The 22573-nt window shown below is 46.7% G+C and carries 19 protein-coding genes; 13 read left to right on the forward strand and 6 right to left on the reverse strand.

The window, feature by feature from the left end; all coding sequences use genetic code 11:
- Positions 1 to 355 precede the first annotated feature (355 nt).
- From zigA to FIT99_RS06970, 6 genes are all read left to right on the forward strand, one after another.
- Complete coding sequence (zigA, locus tag FIT99_RS06945) at positions 356 to 1609, forward strand: zinc metallochaperone GTPase ZigA (protein WP_140003616.1); 1254 nt, start codon at positions 356 to 358, stop codon at positions 1607 to 1609.
- 1 nt (position 1610) lies between these two features.
- Entirely contained in the window at positions 1611 to 2288 is a 678-nt protein-coding gene (locus FIT99_RS06950) for a DUF1826 domain-containing protein (protein WP_140003617.1), read from the forward strand.
- 267 nt (positions 2289 to 2555) lie between these two features.
- Positions 2556 to 4658, forward strand: a complete 2103-nt coding sequence (locus tag FIT99_RS06955) for a TonB-dependent receptor (RefSeq protein ID WP_140003618.1) — start codon at positions 2556 to 2558, stop codon at positions 4656 to 4658.
- Entirely contained in the window at positions 4655 to 5368 is a 714-nt protein-coding gene (locus FIT99_RS06960) for an ABC transporter ATP-binding protein (RefSeq protein ID WP_140003619.1), read from the forward strand. Before FIT99_RS06955 ends, FIT99_RS06960 begins: the two co-directional genes overlap by 4 nt.
- Positions 5365 to 6774: a DUF3526 domain-containing protein gene (locus FIT99_RS06965; RefSeq protein WP_140003620.1), complete on the forward strand. Its 1410-nt coding sequence runs from the start codon at positions 5365 to 5367 to the stop codon at positions 6772 to 6774. Before FIT99_RS06960 ends, FIT99_RS06965 begins: the two co-directional genes overlap by 4 nt.
- Positions 6771 to 8036 (forward strand): DUF3526 domain-containing protein, encoded by a 1266-nt coding sequence (locus tag FIT99_RS06970; protein WP_140003621.1) that lies wholly within the window; start codon positions 6771 to 6773, stop codon positions 8034 to 8036. Before FIT99_RS06965 ends, FIT99_RS06970 begins: the two co-directional genes overlap by 4 nt.
- A 10-nt stretch (positions 8037 to 8046) precedes the next feature.
- On the opposite strand, the gene FIT99_RS06975 is transcribed toward FIT99_RS06970, so the two are convergent.
- Positions 8047 to 9102, reverse strand: coding sequence for a succinylglutamate desuccinylase/aspartoacylase family protein (locus tag FIT99_RS06975; RefSeq protein WP_223261138.1), 1056 nt, complete (start codon positions 9100 to 9102; stop codon positions 8047 to 8049).
- A gap of 282 nt (positions 9103 to 9384) precedes the next feature.
- Between FIT99_RS06975 and pqqA the strand changes: the two genes are divergently transcribed.
- From pqqA to FIT99_RS06990, 3 genes are all read left to right on the forward strand, one after another.
- Complete coding sequence (gene pqqA / locus FIT99_RS06980; protein WP_081624291.1) at positions 9385 to 9456, forward strand: pyrroloquinoline quinone precursor peptide PqqA; 72 nt, start codon at positions 9385 to 9387, stop codon at positions 9454 to 9456.
- Between the two features lie 248 nt (positions 9457 to 9704).
- Complete coding sequence (locus FIT99_RS06985; RefSeq protein WP_140003622.1) at positions 9705 to 10019, forward strand: hypothetical protein; 315 nt, start codon at positions 9705 to 9707, stop codon at positions 10017 to 10019.
- A gap of 206 nt (positions 10020 to 10225) precedes the next feature.
- The gene (locus tag FIT99_RS06990; RefSeq protein ID WP_140003623.1) at positions 10226 to 10933 is read left to right on the forward strand and encodes an OmpW/AlkL family protein; all 708 of its coding nucleotides are present in this window, start codon (positions 10226 to 10228) and stop codon (positions 10931 to 10933) included.
- Positions 10934 to 11026: 93 nt separating this feature from the next.
- Here the strand turns inward: FIT99_RS06990 and FIT99_RS06995 are convergent, their stop codons facing one another.
- On the reverse strand, positions 11027 to 11860 hold the full coding sequence (locus FIT99_RS06995; RefSeq protein WP_140003624.1) for a class I SAM-dependent methyltransferase: 834 nt from the start codon (positions 11858 to 11860) through the stop codon (positions 11027 to 11029).
- A 219-nt stretch (positions 11861 to 12079) separates the two neighbouring features.
- Here FIT99_RS06995 and FIT99_RS07000 point away from each other — a divergent pair, with 219 nt between their 5' ends.
- Both FIT99_RS07000 and ylqF read left to right on the forward strand, forming a co-directional pair.
- The gene (locus FIT99_RS07000) at positions 12080 to 13150 is read left to right on the forward strand and encodes a DUF481 domain-containing protein (RefSeq protein WP_140003625.1); all 1071 of its coding nucleotides are present in this window, start codon (positions 12080 to 12082) and stop codon (positions 13148 to 13150) included.
- Between the two features lie 165 nt (positions 13151 to 13315).
- Positions 13316 to 14257 carry a ribosome biogenesis GTPase YlqF gene (gene ylqF / locus FIT99_RS07005; protein ID WP_140003626.1) on the forward strand — a complete coding sequence of 314 codons (942 nt, stop codon included), beginning with the start codon at positions 13316 to 13318 and terminating at the stop codon, positions 14255 to 14257.
- A 22-nt stretch (positions 14258 to 14279) separates the two neighbouring features.
- Here the strand turns inward: ylqF and FIT99_RS07010 are convergent, their stop codons facing one another.
- On the reverse strand, positions 14280 to 15467 hold the full coding sequence (locus tag FIT99_RS07010; protein WP_223261314.1) for a GGDEF domain-containing protein: 1188 nt from the start codon (positions 15465 to 15467) through the stop codon (positions 14280 to 14282).
- Between the two features lie 208 nt (positions 15468 to 15675).
- On the opposite strand from FIT99_RS07010, the gene FIT99_RS07015 reads away from it, so the two are divergent.
- Positions 15676 to 17715 carry a UvrD-helicase domain-containing protein gene (locus tag FIT99_RS07015; RefSeq protein ID WP_140003627.1) on the forward strand — a complete coding sequence of 680 codons (2040 nt, stop codon included), beginning with the start codon at positions 15676 to 15678 and terminating at the stop codon, positions 17713 to 17715.
- A 32-nt stretch (positions 17716 to 17747) separates the two neighbouring features.
- Entirely contained in the window at positions 17748 to 18767 is a 1020-nt protein-coding gene (locus tag FIT99_RS07020; RefSeq protein WP_140003628.1) for an acyltransferase family protein, read from the forward strand.
- Here the strand turns inward: FIT99_RS07020 and FIT99_RS07025 are convergent.
- From FIT99_RS07025 to FIT99_RS07035, 3 genes are all read right to left on the reverse strand, one after another.
- Positions 18764 to 19471 carry a glycosyltransferase family protein gene (locus FIT99_RS07025; RefSeq protein WP_140003629.1) on the reverse strand — a complete coding sequence of 236 codons (708 nt, stop codon included), beginning with the start codon at positions 19469 to 19471 and terminating at the stop codon, positions 18764 to 18766. The two genes, FIT99_RS07020 and FIT99_RS07025, sit on opposite strands and share 4 nt — an antisense overlap.
- A gap of 67 nt (positions 19472 to 19538) precedes the next feature.
- Positions 19539 to 20831 (reverse strand): glycosyltransferase family 61 protein, encoded by a 1293-nt coding sequence (locus FIT99_RS07030; protein WP_140003630.1) that lies wholly within the window; start codon positions 20829 to 20831, stop codon positions 19539 to 19541.
- A gap of 364 nt (positions 20832 to 21195) precedes the next feature.
- Positions 21196 to 22356, reverse strand: coding sequence for a glycosyltransferase family 61 protein (locus FIT99_RS07035; protein ID WP_189524718.1), 1161 nt, complete (start codon positions 22354 to 22356; stop codon positions 21196 to 21198).
- Positions 22357 to 22573 lie beyond the last annotated feature (217 nt).

Raw genomic sequence — 22573 nt, forward strand, 5'->3', positions numbered from 1 at the left:
CGTCGATTAAATATGAACGCAGCATTTGTCCACCGCTATTGACCGTCTTTTTAGTCGGTATCATGCGTCGACCTGAGCCCTACAATCAATTCGCACACCCCTCCCTCGTCACTTAAGCCTAATCCTCTAGCGCTCTATTCATAGAACATGCTTCGGCATGCGCAAGAATTATTCGAACATCATGCATGTTGATTACTTTCATTAATTGCAACAAAGTTGCAATTAATGTGTATGCGCTATAAAATGCAACTTTACTGCATTGCAACAAAGTTGCTTATTAAATGGTATTTCTATCACTCGTGATATTTATCGGCAAAGACCTATCGCAAGCCCGTTTTGAAGAAGGACTCAAATTATGTCTGGTTTAAGCACTGCACTTGTCAAAAAACTCCCTGTCACCGTGCTCTCCGGTTTTTTAGGGGCGGGTAAAACCACCCTGCTCAACCATATCCTGAATAACCGTGAAGGCAAGCGCGTAGCGGTCATCGTCAACGATATGTCAGAAGTGAATATCGATGCGCAACTGGTCCGTGATGGCGGCGCGGCCCTCTCTCGCCAAGAAGAAAAACTGGTCGAGATGAGCAATGGCTGCATCTGCTGCACCCTGCGCGAAGATTTACTGGTAGAAATCACACGCCTTGCCAAAGAAGGCCGCTTTGATTATTTGCTGATTGAAACGACCGGCATTTCAGAACCGTTGCCCATTGCCGAAACTTTTACCTTTGCCGATGAAGATGGCAACTCACTTGGTGATGTAGCGCAATTGGATACCATGGTGACCGTGGTCGATGGCTACAACTTTCTCAAAGACTATAGTTCGCAGGACATGCTGGGCGACCGTGGAGAATCACTGGGAGAAGCAGATGAGCGTACCGTGGTCGACCTGCTCGTAGACCAGATTGAGTTTTGTGATGTACTGATTCTCAACAAAACCGACCTCATGACACCGTCCGAGATCGGTCGGCTAGAAGGGATTCTGAAAACACTGAATCCACGTGCGCAATTACTGCACAGTAGCTTTGGCAAAGTCCCGCTTAATCGCATCATAGATACCGGCTTGTTCGACTTCGACCAAGCCGCGGAAGCGCCGGGCTGGTTGCAGGAATTGCGTGGCGAGCATGTGCCAGAAACCGAGGAATATGGAATTTCGAGCTTTGTATACCGTGCTCGCAAACCGTTTCACCCACAACGGCTTTGGCAGTGGTTTAACACCGAATGGCCAGGCGTGGTGCGTTCAAAAGGCCGCTACTGGATCGCCTCGCGCCCTGATTTCTGCGCCACTTGGTCACAGGCTGGCGCCGTTACGCGTACCGAACTGGCAGGCATGTGGTGGGTAGCCACCCCAAGTGAATACTGGCCAGAAGATGCGGACAGTTTTCAGCACATCAAGTCACGCTGGCAAGAGCCCTACGGTGACCGCCAACAAGAACTGGTCATTATCGGCATGCAGATGGATAAAGCGGCACTGACTGCACAATTTGATGCCTGTCTAATGAGCGAAGCTGAAATTGCGCTTGGTATGGAAGCCTGGCGTACTCTGCCAGACCCCTTCCCGCAGTGGTCAGTCAACCTGCCTGCAGAAGAGGATAGTGTTGAGGAGGTGCTTTAGGATGCTCGCCGCCAGAGATGTCGCACCAAACACGCCGCCGCATGGATTCGCTGCGCAGCCGCTTTTTAATCCACTTGCGTTATTGCCGATTTTTGATGATGCGCAGCAAGTCTGTGTGGTGCCACGCAGGTTCGATAGCACCATTCATGACTATCTGGCACAAAATGCCCATCATATGGCGCCGGGCTTCCGTATGGTACTCAATGCCAAGCAGGCAATCCGATCACAAATTGGCGGTCAATTCACATTATTTGACGGGGACGGCAAGGAGGCCTTGCTGGCAGATATGGCTCACATTGCCACGATTTATGCAGATTTGCTGGATTGCCCACACATCGGTATGCGGCTAGAAATCCTGTCGCATGCCATGTGCCCCAAGTTTCATATTGACCGTACAGGCATCCGTTTAATCTGCACTTATCTAGGGCCCGGCACCGAATGGTTGGATGAAGCCTATTGCAACAGAAACGCGTTTACAACCCCCGCTAGCGCACAAGATGCCTTTCATCAGGCCTTGATTTTGCACCCTCAGGGTATCCACCAAGCAGCCGAGCAAGCGCTAGTGTTGCTTAAAGGTAGCTTGTGGCAAGGCAACCAGCATGCAGGTGCAGTGCATCGCTCCCCGCAGATTGAAACAGGGAGCACACGCGTGGTACTAGCGCTGGATGCAATATGGTAAACCTGCCTATTTAATACTTGCTGACATGCATAAAGAATATGCCAACAAATGAGACGCCAGATCACACCAGCAATACTCAGCGGCTTTACAGTTTTCTTGAATAGTGCCACGCAATTTTCAGCAAAAACGCTTGGCGCCCAATTTATAAAGATGCTTATTTTAAGAACTAAAAGTTAAAAATAATCCTGATGGCAAAAAACTGGCGCTGCAGGCGGGAAACAACCACAGAAATTCATTTTGAAATATCACTTACAGGGAAGAAACATCATGCGTCAAAAAACAATCGCCAGCTTGCTGGCACTTTTGTTATTACCTGTCGTGCCCGCCGTGGCTGAAGAAGCAACCGGGACAGACAACACAAACACGCGTAGCAACGCTAAACAAAAAACAGAAGAAAGCGCAAGCGTAGAGCTTGACAGTGTGGTTGTGCTTGGCAAGCAGGAGCAAATGACCGCTACAGATAAAGGCCTCGCAGGTTCAGTCGACGTTATCACGCGCGAGGAGCTGGAATACGAGCATGTGACTGACACGCTGGAGCTGTTTAGCAAAACGCCGGGGGTTGTCCTGTCACGCTACAGTCAGGGCATCGTCAACACCGAAGTCTCAATCCGCGGCTTTAGTGGTGACGGCGAAACACCCAATGCCAAAGTGCTGGTGGACGGGATTCCCTCCAACCTTTTTTCAGGTTTAAGCGAACTTGATTATTTATTCCCAACCAATATCCAGAGTGCACAGGTTTTTAAAGGCACCAGCGACGCTAGCACTGGTCTGTTTGCGACCGCAGGTAGCTACAAGGTCGAAACCCGCAAAGATGTGGCTAAACAATTACAGTTTGGCTATGGCAGTTTTCAGACACGTGAGATGCAAGGCTACTATGGTGACAAGCAAGGCGATTTCACGCAGAACTACGCGATAGGCTATCGCAAGGGCAACGGGTTCCGTGCCAATACTGAGAACGAAAAAATAGCGATGTCTGGACGCTGGCAGATGGATTTCGAACAATCCAGCCTGGCGTTGAGCGCAAAATACGGCAAATACAACGCGCCTGAGGCCCCGGGATATATGTCGAAACAGCAGGCACGCGATGATCGTAGAGGCGTCGCCCCCAATGCACTAAATGATAGTGGCGAAAAAGAGTTCAAACATTTGAGCCTGCATTATGATTATTTCTTTAACAACGATGTGGATTTGAGCCTGAAGACTTATTGGCAGAACTTTGATCGTGAACGTAACGTGCGTTTTATTGGGTCACCCGGTCTTGAAAATAGACAAGAGAATCAAACCTCCACTGGGCTGATTGCGAAGTTAAACTGGAAAATAAATCCGCACTGGGGCTTTGAAACAGGCTACGACATTGAGCATCAAGCGGTTGATCAGTTTAACCAAAGAGTCAATGCGGCTGGCGTGAATGTGATTCGGTTAAGCACTGACTACGACTTCACGGCCCAAGGCATCTATGCAAAAGTTGAAAATACGCCAGTTGACTGGTTACGCTGGAACGTTGCTTTACGCGCTGACCGATTGGATGCAAAAGCCAATGGTCCTATTATTATCGGTACAAACGCTAACCCAGCCAGATTGATTCCAACTGATTTGTATAGTGATCCGATGATTGTCCAACCAAAATTTAATATATTTGCCAATGTGACCGAACAACATACTCTGTTTGCCAATGCAGGTCGTAGTTTTCAAACCCCCACCAGTTTCAATTTAAATCAGTTTAATTCAGCTGCGGGTGCCAACTTTGGCACAAGAACTGATATCCAGGTTGCGATCAATGATGGCTGGGAGCTTGGTTTTAAAAGTATCTGGACGGCTGGATTGAATACCCGGGTATCTTACTGGCAACAAAAAGCCAAAAACGAGTTTATTACCATCGACAACATTCGTCAGCCGCTTGGGGAAACGCTGAGGCAAGGTGTCGATGCCAGCTTCGATTACAAGCTCAACGATGCACTCAGCTTTTGGGGCAATGTATCGAGGGTTTATGCCAAGATTGAAGAGCCAAACTCGCAAAATCCGCAGTTTAAGGGAAATAATATTCGCAGCATCCCCTCCTACACGGCCTCAGTTGGTCTGCAATTTGTACCCAGTGCAGACTGGATTGCGCGCGTTCATGTGGATAGCCAGGGCGATTACTATATCAACGAAAGTAACTTGGGTGGCAAATACGGCGGCTATACACTCACCAATGCCAATATTGATTACAAAACCAGCTGGGGCCGCGTTAGTCTGTTAGCGAACAACATTTTTGACCGGTATTATGAGTATGTATTCGATTTCAATTCAAACGGCAGCGCCGGAGGCGTCAACTTCGCTCCCGGGGCAGGCCGTAACTTTATGCTCACTGCCACGGTAGACTTCAAATGACCGCATTACTATCCATTGAACAACTCAGCCTGCGCTTTGCTGGGCGTGACATTCTGCAACAACTTGCGCTCACGCTACAGGCTGGAGAAGTGGTTTCGGTATTGGGCAGCAATGGCGCAGGCAAATCCAGTCTACTCAAGAGCATTCTGGGCCTGCATCCAGCCAAAGTCGATCAAAGTGGGCAAATTCTGATTGCAGGAGTTGACATTTCACAAGCGCGTTCGCAGGCGTTGTCGCATCTAGCTTACGTACCAGAACAACCTGCGGTCTATGGTCACCTGTCGGCCATTGAGAATATCCACTACTTTCTGAGCCTTACCACAATGAGCCAGACGATGGATATACCGACCTGTTTAACGATGGTGGGCTTGCCGGAACAAGCCTGGCGGCGCCCATGCAATGAATATTCTAAAGGCATGAAACAAAAGGTCATGCTGGCGCTCGCGCTGGCAAAACAGGCCACCTTACTATTGTTAGATGAACCAAACTCAGGCCTAGATCCGCAAGCCACCGAAGAGCTTAACCAGCTGATCCTACAGTGCAAAAACAAGGGTATGGGCGTGCTGGTAGTGACGCATGATGTGTTATCAGCCATGGCATTTTCTGACCGCTTGCTGATGCTGGCCAACGGTCAACTGCAGCCGGTATTGCTGGATCAATCCACACTGACGCTACAAAACCTCAAACAACTGTATCAAGGACAGGCATGAACGTCTCCCCTGTATGGACCATCGCTTGCAATGAATGGCGACGCTGGTGGCATGCCCGCGTACCTACCTTACTGCTCACGGGTTTGCTGGTATTGTGGCTGGTTGCAACGTTCGCTGCACACCATCACTGGCATGACCACGCGCGCACAGTGGCAGAAGTCACCCTACGCAGCCAGCATGATTGGCAATCACAGCCCGACCGACACCCACACCGGGTATCCCATTTTGGTGATTTTGTCGCAAAACCCTTGCATCCACTGAGTGTGATTGAGCCAGGGATTATCGACCAGTCCGGGCATCTAGTCTATCTGGAAGCACATCGTTTAAACAGTGCCAATTTCAACCCTGCGACCGAGGCCACCAGTCTGGGCCGGTTTCCGCTGATGACGCCCGGCATGATTGTGCAATGGTGGATGCCGCTATTTTTGATCATGATCGCGTATGCCACCGTCACCGCAGAAAAACTGGCGGGCACGCTGGCTTATATGCGTGGCAACGGCATCCCGGCCAGGCAGATTGCAACAGGCAAATGGCTGGCCCTGTTTTTGCCGTTTCTGCTGCTATTGTGCCTGCAAGCCTTATGGGCTGGCCTCTGGAGCTGGCAGAGTGATCAGGCCATGCTCAGGCTGGGCTTGATGCTGCTTGCACAGTTGCTATATTTGGCAGGCTGGTGCGGGCTGGTGGTAGCCGTGTCTTGGTGGAGCCGGCAACTGCATACGGCTTTGTTAACCTTGCTTTTGTGCTGGATATGCATGTGTATTATTTTTCCGCGCGGCTTGGCCAATCTGGCGCAGGTGCTGCACCCAACGCAGCCGCGCACTGAGGCTGAATACCATGCTGAAATCAAACTCAAAACGCTAGGCGATAGTCACAACCCGGATGACACGCATTTTGCTGCCTTCAAAGCCGAAACGCTTAAAAAGTATGGCGTATCACGTACCGAGGATTTACCTATCAATTATAACGGACTGGTGATGCAGGAAGGCGAACGCTTGACTACTGCGGTCTACCGCGAACAGCAAGCCATTCATGATGCACAACTGGCTAAACAAAATGCGCTGATTCGACACTGGTTATGGCTAAGTCCAGCACTGGCCATGCAATATGTGCAGATGGCCAGCAGCGGCAATGACCTCGCACATCATCAAGCCTTTATTAGGCAAGCCGAAGCGCGCCGTTATCAGCTGATTCAATACTTGAATCAGATTCATACAATCAAAGTGTCGCAGGCAGAGGATAAAAATACCCGCGTGGATGCCGCGTTTTGGCAAAACGCTCCACGCCAGACGGTACATCTGGCCACCATCGACGTCAGTCGCACCACCCTTCTGGTCTCGTTACTGGTATTGCTGGGCTGGATTGTCTTGCCTTGCGCACTGCTTTACAAAGTGAGTCAACGCACATGAAACACGAACTGAAACTGCTGCTCAAGCAACGCAGCATGGTGCTGCTGGTGCTACTCAGTCTGATACTCACCAGCCTCAGCCTGCAAAATGGCTGGCAAAATATCGCACATATCCGCACACAAATCCTGCACGCACAGCAAGAAGAAAGCTTGCGCAAGCAGGACTACCTGCAAAGCCATCAACACAATAGCACACTGGATGCGGGTGAACTCGGCTATTACCTATTTCATAATGTCTACCATGCTCCCAACGACTGGAGTTTTATTGCACTGGGCAATCGTCTGGTCACGCCATATGTGCAACGCATCCGCCTGCTAGGCTTGCAGGGGCAGCTCTATGATGGCGAGTCGCATCATCCGGAATATGTGATGCTGGGCAGCTTTGATTACGCTTTCTGGCTGGTGTTTTTTTCGCCGCTGCTCTGTATCGCACTGTTGCATGACCTCAAAGCCAGTGAACAGCAGGCCCATCGGCTGCTGTTTTTAAACAGCCTGCTAGTCAAACCTGTACAGTTCTGGTTTAAACGGGTGATGGCACGCTGGCTGCTGATTGCCATCGTGTTCACCTTGCCTCTCACCGCCTTTGCCGCCCTGCACATGCTGTCACCAGGCCCGCTGCTGCTGGTAATGGCCATCACCCTGCTTTACACCCTGTTCTGGACAATTCTGTGTACCGTCGTCAGCTTGCATGCCCGCGCGCTCAATGGCAGTTTCAATGCCATGTTACTAACAGGTGTCTGGCTACTGATGTGTGTGTTATTGCCCAATCTGGCACAACTATGGTGTCATACGCACCTGCCTGTTGAGGACGGCAGCCAGATTGCCCTGCAACACCGGCAACTAGTGCATGGCGCGTGGGACTTAACCAAAACCGAAATCCTGATACCTTTTTACGATTTATATCCGCAATGGCGCGATACCCCGCCCGTCACTAGCCGCTTTCACTGGAAATGGTATTTTGCCTTTCAACACATGGCGGATGTCAAACTGGCACCGCAGGTGACTGCGCGTGAACAGGCCCTGACGCAGCGTGATCAGGCGACACAACAGCTGGCTTACTGGCTGCCGGGATTATGGGTACAGCGCCGACTGGAGGATGTTGCGCAAAGTAACGTGACACATTTGCTTGCACACCGGCAGCAGATTGAACAGTTTCATACACAACTGAGGCACTTTGTGTATCCGTTTTTGTTTGAGGAAAAACCGTTTACCAAGGAAGACTTCCAGCACCTGCCAATCTTCGCGTCTGCAAAGGCCGATTGAACACAGGTAGTTATTGCGGGACGCCGATGTCTGTTGTCGATTCGCCTTGGCGAATGGGCGGTGTTTCTTGTTGAATGAGCACCGTTCCAGCCACCGGGGCATACAACGTTTCCAACAGCTCGCCAAAGTAATTTTCTACCCGCCCCACGGCTTGCCCTGACACCACCGCGTCGCCCACTTTGACCAGTGGATAAAAAATACCGGTCACCGAGCTGCGCACCTCCATCAGCTTGCGATAGAGCACCGGCTGTAAATTGGATTGGCTAGTCGCCGAATCCATAGCACTACCGTTTATCGCTGATGCATCAAGCATACTCAAATGGCGCATGGCGTTCAGGCATGCTTGCACAATACTTGCACTCTCGGCTGTTGAACGACTTGCTAACTGACCTACCTCCAGCGTCAAACCGGGTTTGCCTCGAGTTTGTGCCGTATTTGGAAAAGACACCGAGCGCATTGGGTCATTCGGCCGCTCGTCGTAGAGCACAATCTGCGGGATACCCAGTGATTTGGCAAATGCCAATGTTTTCTCATCCAGCAAAGCCTGATGCATGACTGGAGAATACACATGCGGTAACAACGACTGGTTAGCGCTGCCGGAGTGAATATCGATCAAATAATCCGCTTTGTTGATGATCTGCTCAGTCATAAAATAGGCAATTCGCTCCGTGAGGGTGCCATCTGATTTGCCAGGGAACACTCGATTGAGGTTTTTTTCATCCACTGGACTTAATGCGATACGTCGCGCATGAAAGCCTTCCAGATTGGCAAGATGCACTACGATGATGGTGCCATGCAATTGTTCAGGTTGGATCAACTGCTTGATTTGCTGCAAGGCAAAAATCGCCGGAAACTCATCGCCATGAATGCCCGCAGTCAATGTCAGCACCGGGCCAGCATGCAGACCATGGATCACCGTTATCGGCAAGGCAGTTGTCGAGACTGGTTGCATCCAAGACAGCATCGTCCCAGGGGCGACGCTGTTCTCCATGAATTGCAATGTTGGCTGCGCCCAGGAAGTTGGCAACCCGCCTAAAAAAAATACAATGAAAAACTTACGCAGCATACAAACCCATCACAAAATTTTACCAACACAACAATGCAACATTGTTGCGCAAAAAATGAGCGGAGTAAATCAGATAATCACCATGCATCGTGTCTTGTCGCTACCCTTATTCAATGTACCCTTTCAACACCTCGACCGTACACGTTGGGTAGATGAAACTAAGTAAAATCATGAGTCATTTTTACAGATTCACTTCAGAGACTTTCGGCAACCAGCGTGTAACATTCAATTTATACACTTACATCAAATTGATGTAATACCAAACAACCCAAGGAGATGATTATGTGGACTAAACCAGCTGCTACTGAAATGCGTTTTGGCTTTGAAGTGACTATGTACGTCATGAATAAATAATCAGCCAATGCTGTAAAAAACCCGCTCGATAGCGGGGTTTTTTTATGTCTAAGCAGCATGCATGCGATCGAACCTTCTATTCCGAGTGCTCCCCCTCCATTTAGCGCAACCCAACGCCAATCCCACGCGACTAACAAATCAAGCTGGCTGGCCAATCGTTTGCCGGTGGCAAGCACGCAGAGAGAAATAAACTTATAATCACAGGCTTAATTGCTATTTTGTGATCACGTTTTGAATTGGAGTCTCTTATGCGTATACAAGCCTTGTCTGTTTTGATATTGATTGCCATGCTTAGTCAACCGGCCGTTGCCCGCAACATTATGAACGAGCAGGCAGAGGCTGCGACTGCGCGAGACGCTGTCGGCGACGCCATGAGCAAACTGAGTGATTTAACCCAAAAAATTAAATCGCAAGAAGCACTGGTCGCACAAGAACAAGAAAAATTAAAACAGTATCAAGCCGAAAAAGCACAAACAGAAAAAGACCTCGAAACCAAAAAAATGATTTTCGAGCAAAAATCCAAAATCTTGGATGAGGCTTGGAAACAACGTAACGACTATTAGCAGCACAGCGTGTTGTGACCATCTAAGCATACCAGCGCGTGGCGCTGGTATGCGCTCTACCCTCCGCATGCAGGCCAAATCTGGCTGGCTGTGCATCTCTCGTTAGCCTCCTGAAAAACAGTGCTTTATTGACTTGGGTCAATACCGTGTTGGCTTAGCCTGCCTACAATAGCCTCAAGTTCAATGCACCTAATGGAGTGATCATAATGAAAAAAACCGCAATCAGTTTAATGTTGGCAGCCCTGTTGCCTGCGATGCATGCACAAGCCGAGCAAGGCGATTGGGTGGTACGTTTGCGCGCAACCAATATCAGCCCGAATGAAAGCAGCGACTTGGGTAAATATGTGAATAAAAACGTCGCCAATGTTATGTCCAACGGTGCCGAGCTGAAAGTAGATAGCAACACAATTCCTGAATTGGACATCAGCTACTACTGGACAAAAAACATTGCAACCGAGCTAATTCTGGCCTTGGGTTCCAAACATGATGTGAGCGTCAGCAAAGAGCCGGGGTCTGTCGTGCCCAACCAAAAGCTAGGCAGTATTGACGCCTTGCCACCCACTTTGACGGTGCAATGGCACTTTAACCCGGATCAAACCTTTGACCCTTATGTGGGCGCGGGCATCAATGCGACTTTCATGTTGGACAGAAGTTTAACCTTGAACCAATCAAGTGTGGGCGCCTTGCAAGGCAGTAAAATCAAGATCGACCATAGCAGTTTTGGCCCAGCATTACAGGCCGGTTTCGATGTGAATTTAAAAGATGGCTGGTTGTTGAACGCCGACGTGAAATACCTGTGGCTGGATACCGACGTGAAATTGAGAAACCCATTGGCTGGTAACGCATGGACCAAGATTGATTCGCTCGATGTGAATCCTTGGGTACTGAGTTTGGGTATCGGTAGACGCTTCTAACGACCACTTTTCGTAAAGTCTCTTCCCTGGGGCGAAACATGGCTCCATTCACCTCTGATGTCTAAAAGATGTCAGAGGTTTTTTTATGGCTGGCTACTCAAAATGGAAGCGACCAGCCAAGCTCGTTAAACCAAGTTGCTCTAATAATTGCAAGCCACGTTCGCGGGCACTGCGTTTGCGCTGACCCGTAAACTTGGCAATGATCAATTCATTTTTCATCGAGTGCTCCCACCCCACCAGTTCCGTGACCGTGACCTGATATCCGTGCGCCTCAAGGGCCAAGCAGCGTAAAACGTTGGTGACCTGGCTACCAAACTCCCGGGTATGAATGGGGTGACGCCACAACTCGCTCAAAAAAGTATTCGAAAGCGTTTGCGCTTTGTGCTGCCGGAAGGTTTCGGCGACTTCAGCCTGACAGCAAGGCACCAGCACCATAAACTGCGCCTGTTTTTGTAACCCAAACTGAATCGCATCATCGGTCGCGGTATTGCAGGCATGCAAGGCAGTGACAATATCTACGGTCGCTGGCAACTGCGATGACTGCATGGCCTCAGCCACCGTCAAATGCTCAAATTGCATGCGGTCAAACCCACAGTCTTGCGCCAACTGGCGAGACTTTTCGATCAACTCAGCACGACTTTCAATGCCAATGACCTGGCCTTGTGCATGCTGTTTTAACAATAAGTCGTATAAAATGAAGCCTAGATAGGATTTTCCTGCTCCGTGATCCACCAGCACTGGTTGGGCGTGTTTATCCATCACCGCCTGCATTAATGGCTCGATGAAATTGACTAAATGATAGACTTGCTTGAGTTTGCGGCGGCTATCCTGGTTGAGTTTGCCATCGCGGGTCAAAATGTGCAGCGCCTGCAATAAAGGGAGCGATTGACCGGGTTTAACCTCCGGGGGCAATTGTGTGTTGACCATAGGTGTCGCTGTTTTTAAAATACGAATATGATAGTTTAACAGTATTGTTTGTGGTTCCATATTAGGCAGTCGCTGGAAACTCACAGGCCGATTTAAGCATCAGGTTAATCATGGATTGGCATAAATGCATGCCAAACACTCAATCTTTGCAGCCTCCAACGCTGCTTTCAATTCGCTGTCCCGACAGCGCAGTTGTTCAATCGTATCAAGGAGTCACGTATGTCTCATCGATTAGCCGCCTTGGCTTATTTAGTTTTTTGTCAGTATGCCAAGCCCCTATGCGCACTGCTGATGAGCGCAATGATCGTCTGTTCTTGCCCAAGCGTTGCAGATACCATCTGGCTCAAAAATGGCGACAAAATCACCGGAACACTCGTGGTCAAAATCTCTAATAAGCTGACGGTCAAAACCAGTTATGCCGATGACGTCAAAATTAACTGGAACGACATCCACAGTATCGATGCAGACAAAGCCATTCTGATGCAGTTGTCAGACGGCAGTATTGTCAACGGCAGGCTAATACACAGCGCGGAGGGGCAGGTGATTTTGGATGAAGAAACCAACACACCGCTGGTCGACACCGAGCTAGATGAAATACATTACATTAATCCAAGCCGCGACCTGATCGGTGAGGGCTTTGTCTGGACGGGCAACTTGAATCTAGGAGGTGCGTTTAACAATGGCAACAGCACCAACCGCAACATGCAATTCAATGGCGAGTCGGTGCTACGCGGCTTAGAAGATCGTTATACGGTACAAGGCTACTACTACTGGGCAGAAGATAACGACCAACAAACACAAAACAATGCACGTGTGCGTGGGCAATACGACCACTTTTTCACCAAAAAATGGTTTAGTTATCTGAATACGATTCAAGAAAAAGACCGCTTTAGAGATATCAAATTGCGTAGTACCTACGGTGTGGGGTCTGGTTACCAGATTTTTGAAAGCGAAAAACTCAACCTGTCTGTTGAGGGCGGTGTCTCGTTAATCACACAAGATTATTACGAGGAAGCCAACGACAAGCATGCCGCTTTACGTTGGGCGGTCAACTACAACCAATATTTATTCGATTCTTTTGTGCAGGCTTTTCATCGGCATGAAGTCTTGTATACCCCAAGATCCCCGTCACAGGTGCTGGTGTACAGCTCTACCGGCTTACGTTTTCCATTCATATTTGGCCTCAGTGCTTCTACCCAGATGGATTACAACTTTGATAGCCGCCCGGCAGATGATCGACGTAAAGGTGATACGCGCGCATTATTTACCCTCGGCTACAGCTGGAAGTAAACCAGCCGTTTTCTTCAAAATATAATCATTGGCCGCATCAATGTTAAAATGATCGCTTGGTTGATTGGATGTCCGCGCAGTCTAGATTGCGCGCGCACCAATCAGCATAGGGTACGGCAAGGGACATTGATACCGTATTTTTTGAGTTTAGGATGGAGCAAAAATATGGCAATACAATGGTATCCGGGGCACATGACCTCTGCCCGTAAAAAAGCAGAGGAAACGCTGGAACACATCGATGTGGTGATTGAGGTGCTTGACGCACGGGTGCCCGCTGCCAGCCATAACCCAATGATTGAAGACATGCGCAATTTTCGCCAGCGTCCCAACCTGAAAATACTGAATAAATCTGATCTGGCCGATCCACAAATCACCCAAGCATGGTTGAATTACTTTAATAAGCAACCCAATACCAAAGCGGTTGCCCTGTCTTGTAAAAAGCCCGGCGATGCCAAAAAAATCCCCGGGTTATGTCAACAACTGGCGCCGCACCGTGGCACCCCATTAAAGCCCTTGCGCATGATGATCATGGGCATCCCCAACGTGGGCAAATCCACCCTGATGAATGCCCTGCTCAACCGGCGTGCCGCCAAAGTTGGCGACGAGCCTGCTGTGACCAAGAGCCAGCAACGCTTTGATTTAAACGACAACCAGAACATTACCGATACCCCCGGCATGATGTGGCCCAAAATTGAGCATGAATCAGATGGTTATTTGCTTGCCGCCAGCCACGCCATTGGCCGCAATGCGGTGATTGATGAAGATGTCGCTGAATTCTTAGGTAACGTGCTGTTACAGCAATATCCAGCCCTGATGAATACCCGCTACAAACTCGATGTCATGAAACTGGATGTCGCCACCATGGATGGAATTGACCTGTTGCAAGCCATCGCCAAGCGCCGCAGTTATAAACGCAACGATGGTGAATGGGACATGGAGCGCACCGCCATGGCGTTGCTGACGGATTATCGTAGCGGAGCGATTGGCCGCGTCAGCCTAGAGTCGCCGCAAAGCCGTGCCGACATGATTGCCGTGGCGGCCGCCCTGGCTGCTGAGAAGAAGAAAAACGCTGAAGATCAAGCAGCGCCCGAACCAGATCCGTCATAACCACTCAGTGAATGGATGAGTGTTAAGCAATCAGGCTGGCATGTCGCTTGGCAGGTTTGTGCGATTCAGGCGGCTTATTCAATAATTGATCAATATTGCTGGCAATTCGATTACGGCCATTTTGTTTGGCTTTGTATAGATTCTGATCCGCCCCAGCAAACAAGCCCTCAAGCCCATAGCCGACAGTTTCAGAGCTGACCGCCCCCACGCTGACCGTGCATTTAATCGCTTGCGTATCGCTACTCATGCTTTCAACACCCGCAATGTTCACTGGCGTCACTTCGATAATCCGGCGGATGCGCTCGGCCAGAATCATGGCTTCTTGTTCGCCGGTGTTCGGCATCAAAATACAAAATTCTTCACCGCCATAGCGGCCAATGACATCCCCACCGCGCAATGCCGCGCGAATCGTGCCGGCACAAGATTTGAGCACCACATCGCCTACCAGATGCCCGTAAACATCATTCACTTTTTTAAAGTAATCGAGATCCACAATCAGCAAGCCCATCGGCAAACGAATCCGTTGCGACACCGCCTGCATGCGCGTTGCAGCCTCTTGCAAGCCTCGGCGATTTAATACGCCTGTGAGCACGTCTAGCGTAGCAATCGCTTGTAAGCCGGCTTGCGCCCGCACATGCATCACGAGTAGCAGTAACGCAGTGACTGCCGTAAAAACCAGCACACTTGCGCTCATCACATAGGCATGGATACGCCAATCCGAAAAGCTATGCAAACTCACATGGTCATTCAACACCACTTTGGTTGCCATAAAAGCCAGCAACAAGCTGATGCCCGCGAATAAGCTGCAACACAACCAAAATACGTGCGCGACAAAGTCTTTGCCATGACCGACTAGGCTACGGCTGCCATCACCAAACACGCAGATCAATACCAATAAATTACTCAGCAATATCCAACGCTCAGAGGTGTGTGTGTTTAGCATGACCGCATTACAAGCCAATAGCGTGGTGACCACCAACAATGGCCAATAACGGTAAACGCGATAGCCGCGGAACATGCGAATCCCATTCACATATAAACTGACTCCCCAAGCGATGATCGTGACGGCACTTGCCGCATAAACGCCTTGTGGGCCATCCACCAATGAAGTTTGCGCGATAAAATAAACTCCCAGCCCCAGCGCAAATAGCAGCAAGCCGCGCACCCAATGCATGATGAGGGTGCGCTGCTGATAGGCGCCAAAAATCATCAAGACCAATACGAGGGTTAGGGTCAGTCCAATTGATGATAGAATGGCGCTGTTGAGATCGAACAAAGGGGTGGACAAAGTGTTGTTTACCTGAAAAACATCATACTATGGTAGGCCGACTATACTCATATCAATGAAGGGGTTAAATAGTCCATACAGGCTAATTGACTGTCCCGCTTTGTTGTAAACCCCAAACCCCTGAAGTCCCATGCAGCATCTTCTAAATCCTCCGCAGCGCGAAGCTATCCATTATCTCGATGGCCCCCTTTTGGTATTGGCCGGTGCCGGCAGCGGCAAAACCCGCGTCATTACGCAAAAAATCGCCTATCTGATAAACCAGGCTGGGTTTAAAGCAAACCAAATTGCGGCAATCACCTTTACCAATAAAGCCGCGCGCGAGATGCAAGAACGTGTGACGCCACTGTTAGAGGGCAAAAGTGGCAAAGGGCTGACTGTCACCACATTCCACTCAATGGGCTTGCAGATCCTGCGCCAAGAAGCCGCCCTGCTTGGCTACAAACCGCAATTTTCGATTCTCGATGCCTCTGATAGCTTTAAAATTCTGAGCGACCTGTTGGCGACTACCGACAAGCAGTTGCTGCGCAAAACGCAATGGCAAATCTCTGGCTGGAAAAACGCTTTTGTCAGTCCGGATCAAGCAAAAGCACTCGCAGATGAAGAAATGGCCCATGCCGCTGCACGGGTTTACCAACTCTATCAGCAAACCTTGCGCGCCTATCAAGCCGTTGATTTTGATGACTTAATCAAAGTCCCTGTCGAATTGTTTGAACAACACCATGAGACGTTGGAAAAATGGCAGCGCAAACTGCACTACCTTCTGATCGACGAATACCAAGACACCAATGCCTGCCAGTACAAATTGATCAAGCAATTGACTGGCCTACGCGGGCAATTTACCGCAGTGGGAGATGATGACCAGGCCATTTACGGCTGGCGTGGTGCCGATGTAGAAAACCTGCGTCAGCTCACCACCGACTTTTCCAACCTAAAAGTCATCAAGCTTGAACAAAATTATCGCTCCACCGTGCGTATCTTGCGCGCGGCCAACCAAGTGATCGCCAATAATCCCAAGTTATTCGAGAAAAAACTGTGGAGCGAACTCGGCACGGGGGATCTGTTGCATGTCACGGCCACCCAAAGTGAAGAGCATGAGGCCGAAACCGTGGTCATGAAGTTGCAAGCACATAAATTCGAGCATCGCACCACCTATAAAGACTACGCGATACTTTACCGCAGCAACCATCAAGCGCGCATCATTGAAAAATTTCTGCGTAACCACAAAATCCCCTACACCATCTCTGGCGGCTCCTCGTTTTTTGACAAAGCTGAAATTAAAGACATCATTAGCTACCTGCGATTAATTGCCAATGAAGATGATGATCCAGCATTTATCCGCGCTGCCACCACGCCCAAAAAAGGCATCGGTAACACCACGCTAGAACGCCTGGGCGAATTCGCCAGCGCCCACAAAATGTCCCTGTTTGCTGCCGCGTTTGAAGGCGGCTTTCAACATGACATTGGCGCCAAACAGCTAGACGACCTGCTCACCTTCTGCCGCTATATTCAAACGCTGCAAGGCCGCGCGGTCAAAGACCCAGCGAATGAAGTGATCAACGATTTACTCAACGCCATTCAATACGAAACCTATTTGTATGACGGCGAAGAAGCACGCGCCGCCGAAACACGCTGGGGAAATGTCATGGAATTTGTCGCTTGGCTCAGCAAAAAAGGCGAAGGCTCTACCGAATACGGCAATGAATCTGATGGCAAAAATCTGCTCGAGCTGACACAACTCGTGTCACTCATCACCATGCTAGAAGGCCGCGAAGACGGCGAACCGGACGCGGTCAAGCTCTCCACCCTGCACGCCTCCAAAGGCCTGGAATACGGCCATGTGTTTTTAATCGGCTGTGAAGAAGGCATTTTGCCGCATACCAACTCCATTGATGCTGATCAAATTGAAGAAGAGCGTCGCCTCATGTATGTTGGCATCACCCGCGCCCAAAAATCACTCAACATCACCTGGTGCAAAAAACGCAAACGCGGCGGTGAAATGCAAGCCTGCGAACCCAGCCGCTTTATCGGCGAACTGCCCAAAGACGACGTCAAACACTTTGGCAACCCGTTTAACGGCCCGGATCAGGTATTAAGCAAAGACTATGGCAAAAGCAAAATGGCGAATATCAAGGCGATGCTGCAAAACAAACAAAACATAAAAGTAGATTAAGTCTCCCTAACATTCACTCAAAAGAGAGATGCATGGAAAAAAACAACTTTGATAGTGTAAGAATTTGCTTAGCTTTGATTGTTGTCTTAGCGCACATCTACGCGCTTACATTATTTGATGAATTCAGATTTTTGGAGCGTATTTTTGACTCAAATTTTGCTGTAAAGGGTTTTTTTGCGATTAGCGGTTATCTTGTCACACTAAGCTACTTCAGTAGTCGAAGTAATCTTGTATTTTATGAAAAAAGGATTCGCAGAATATACCCTGCCTATATTATCTCTGTATGTTTCTGCCTCATTATTGGTGCAATCATTTCACAATTAAGCATATTAGATTTTTTGAAATCTTACGAAACGATTAAATATCTAATTTCAAATGCACTATTCTTAAACTTCATCCAACCCAGCCTTCCTAGGGTGTTCCACAATCACCCAATAGTATCCTTGAACGGTGCTTTATGGACCATAAAAGTTGAGGTAATGCTATATTTATGCTTGCCTATGATAATCTTTTTTTACAAGAGAATTGGCTTACTGAAGACCACTATTACCATTTTCATTTTAAGTGTTATTTGGGTTTATTTTTTTACGTTTTGCTTTAATGGCGTAAAAGGAGAAGAAATAGCACGTCAATTTCCTGGTCAACTTTCCTATTTCATTGTGGGGTCATTTCTTGCAGTTAATCACCAAAAAATCAAAATTTCTCTTTGGATTACTCTGCTTTCAATTATCGCCCTCTGTTATACGAGCAATCCTATCGCTAGGCTTATTATTAATCCATTGACTTACACAATCATCGTGATTTTTCTATCAACAAACGCACTCCCTAAAATCAATGCTGGAAAATTTGGAGACATCTCCTACGGTATTTATTTATTCCACTTCCCGATCATTCAACTGACCTTGCACCTTGGACTTTTCGCACCTAATCCATGGTTTGGTTTTATCGTATCTTTGCTCACTACATTATTATTTGCCACATGCTCTTGGCATTTTGTGGAGAAAAGGTTTCTGAAAAGAAACTCTCACTACATAACTTCTTCGATGAGCTAGTTTTTTGATCTAACATATGACGCAATTGGAAGTCGGAATACGTGTTTATAAAAATACCTGATTAAACTGGATAAATGCCAAATCATGAAACGAATTTTTTTTCTACTCTCTCTATGAGCATTATGAACAATTCGATTTCGCTGACTGACAGCAATAGGATACTGGCTTTTCCAGAAGCGCAGACAAATATCCACGTCTTCATAATAAAGAAAAAATGCTTCATCAAAACCTCCAACAGCAGCAAATGAGACTGAATCAAACATCATAAACATCCCAGCCACCCAATCCGGATATATGTAGTCTTTGTCTAGATATACAGGATAACGACTAATATCCTTGCCGAATGCCTTCATTATTAAATTTATTACCGTAGGGAAGTGACGAACACTATCTTCAATCTGACCCGTTGAAGATGTAACGAGTGGGGCAATTAACTTTGCGTTTGCCATTAACATACATGCGGTTAACTCACTAAAAATCCCAGAGCACAATTCGACATCTGGATTTAAAACTACAAAATATTTAGTTTTACATTTGAGGAAAGCTGCATTGTGGTTGGATGCAAACCCTTTTGGAGTTGTATTACGGATAAGTAGGATTTTCTTACTAACTGGAAATACAACAGTCTCCTCCACGTTCAAGGTTAAAATCACTTGAGCGATTTCTGGATGCCTTAATAATTGATTGCATAATTCGACCACCATGTTTCCATGACAATGACTCACGACGGAGACTGTTATATCTTGTTCCACAAAATGCTTTCTGTTGCGCTTAAAAATACGGTTTTAGTAATTCAACATTGATAGAGTAGTCTTTATGCATTGGATGTTTATCGGTTGGCGCTTGTTGGCCCAAAACAAAATGAATCTCATGACCTAAGGTTGCCGCCAAATTAGCATAGTAAAAATAATTTGCATCATCATAATAAGGAGACAGGCAAATAATCTTGCATCCAGTTGGAGCGAAAATCATATTTGTAAGTGCGGCTCCGATAGGTGAAACAATTAATTTTGCTGACATACACGCTTGAACTTGTTGAATAAATGTTAAATGGTCAGATTCAACTCTTTGTACATGTTGTGCATCCAGAAATGCCTCTAACTCAGTAGCATTAATAATTTGCCTTAGATTTTTACTAGAGTGGCTCCTAGCCAAATAAACAAGATCCGAATGCGACTGTCCGGAATTTTTAAGCTCCAAGAGTGCATTGATAATAGACTCTCTAAGTAGTTTAAGTGCATAAGCAGAAAACTTATTAACATAAGGTTCGGGCTCTTTGCTTAAAAGCCCATTTGACGCATAACGTTCGTAACCAGGGTTTGAGATTGCAATCAACTGGTTGACAGTAACTGGTGCCCACTTACTAACAGTAATCACTTGTCTATTTTTCTTATTAAGCAAATTGAGAGATTGAATAATATTGGGATGCAGATGATCGTCAATCAACAATGGTGTTCGATCAAACAACGCGATTGAATCAAGCAGAGCAAGCTTAGGTAAGGTTTCCGTCAGCCAATGAGCATAATTGCCGCTGCATTGACTTATCATAGAAACACCTGATTCAAGGCTCGATGGCGCTAAAGTCAACCAAAGATCTACAGTCTTATTGTCTTTATGGCGATCTATTAAACCAATATTTTCTGCAGGACATTGATGTTCACTAGGGATATACAGATCGTGGTGGATCATCTGATTGCCCTGAAGCACAAAATCTGTACCACCAACAATTGTTGCACCATCAAAAGAAAAGATGGCAATTTCAGGGAAGGTATGATCCCTCGTCGGCGTGCGCATGGACGCTTCGGCAGCACCAAAACCAGTAAAACTTGGGGAAGGCAAAAATATTTTTTCGGGAGCAGTAATGCATTGTCTAAAAATAATTCCCTGAGTTTCGGCGAGTGCGATCCATTTATATGAGCCGCTTAAAACACTTCGAGAATGCATGGCTCGTAATTTACGATTTTTTTTTACCAAAAAAAGTAGTAAGTGTTTGATCAATCGAAATATCAAAAACTGAGACAAAAACCTCCTGTAAAAATCCGCAAAAAACTTAATTGTATTCATGAAGTTAATTGTTCCAAAGCTAATTTCAAATCATCAAGATTTATAAAGTAATTTTTATGGTCAATGTGATCATTGGTTCTTCTACCTTCGACTTGAGAACCAATTAGATAATGCATATCATGACCAAAGCAACTAAATAATTGCGCAGTAAGATTAATGCGGTCAGGAGGAAACACACATAATCTAGATAATCTAATCTCAGTTTGTGATAAAGCCACCCAACTGTACTCGCAAAAAAATCGGATGCTTTATTAAATTAAAGAATAGGAATTTGGATAAATACTCCCAATAATCTCTGCTAAGAATTCTATCGAGCTCAATAAAAACCCATTAGAGAATGTCTAGTGGACTCACCACTATAAATTTAGATTTTTTCAAAGAAGTCTAAGGCCTCAACTAATGCGTCAATATTTATCTTGAAGTCTTTGTGTAATAGATGTCCGCCCCGACTGATTTGTAAACCTAAGACGTAATATATTTCATGATTTAGTGCTCCCATGAAGTTAGAAAAAAAATAGTAATTTGCATTTTCATAATAAGGAGATAAACCAATAATTTTACATTTTTCATTAGAAAAAATTGTATTTGCTAAGGCAGCTCCTAAGGGTGACACTATTTTTTCAGCATTTGAAAACAGCATTACTTGCTGGCTAAATGATAGTTTTGCCGGATCAATTGAGCTGTAACCGTATTTAACAAGCTCTCTTTCCACCTCATCAATATTTATAACAATTCTAGAATTACCTGTACTCTCACGAGATCTTGTTAAAAATATTTTTTTTGGATAAGAGGCATTTAAATTCTGATGAAGATTTAAAGCGTTGAAAATCTCTTTTCGCAACTCATTCAAAGCAAATTTAGAAAAAGTGAAATAGTCCGACCTTGGTGCTTTCAATAACTTGTTTTTTAGATAATACCTAAGCTCTGGTGGAACATATGCGGAAGGAGATATGTCTACCAGCGAGTTTGTTTTGTACCTTTCCCAGCGCTTAACTTTAATAATCTGCCTTTGATTCTTGTTTAGCAGCATCAAAGATTCAATAAAATTAGGATGTATCCAAGCATCCACTAATATTGGGTAATCTTTGAAGTCAGCAACTTGATCAGCAAATAATATTCTTGGTAAAGTTTCAGTTAGCCAATGTGAGTAGTTGCCGGTGCACGATCCAAGTAGAGAAATCGCCGTGTCTACATGCTTAGCTTTACCCCGAGTTATTGAAATAGTTTTACTATCGAGATTAATCTTAGCAATACCATTAAGTTCAGCAGGGCAAACGTCTCTTTCAGGAATAAATTCATCTGGATAAATAATATATCCATCCAATAGGATAAAATTTGTTCCGCCAATCACCTCTGCATGATGTAACTGGACGACTTCAATCTTGGGAAGTTTTAGCTCAACGTTTGCATCCGCAATTGGCACAAAAGGATATTTGCCTATAAATTTTGGTCCTTTGATTGAACAGACACCCCCTGTATCAAATAAATAACCTTGTTTATTGTGTTTAACTAAAAAATCAGTCATTGAAATCAACTGATACTTTTCAGCTTTAGAACTATGATTTAGTGAAAGCCTAAGCTTAAAGACGAGAAGTCCCAGTTGAGTGAAATATCCACGAGCCAACCTCATCAAATAGAACTTATGTAAAAATCTATAAAATACAAATCTTGCGAAAAATCTAACTCTATAAGGAACGCTGCGCATGACCCGGTAGACTTTATAACTAGAGACCCTTAGCTTC

Source organism: Methylophilus medardicus, from assembly GCF_006363955.1.
Taxonomy (GTDB): domain Bacteria; phylum Pseudomonadota; class Gammaproteobacteria; order Burkholderiales; family Methylophilaceae; genus Methylophilus; species Methylophilus medardensis.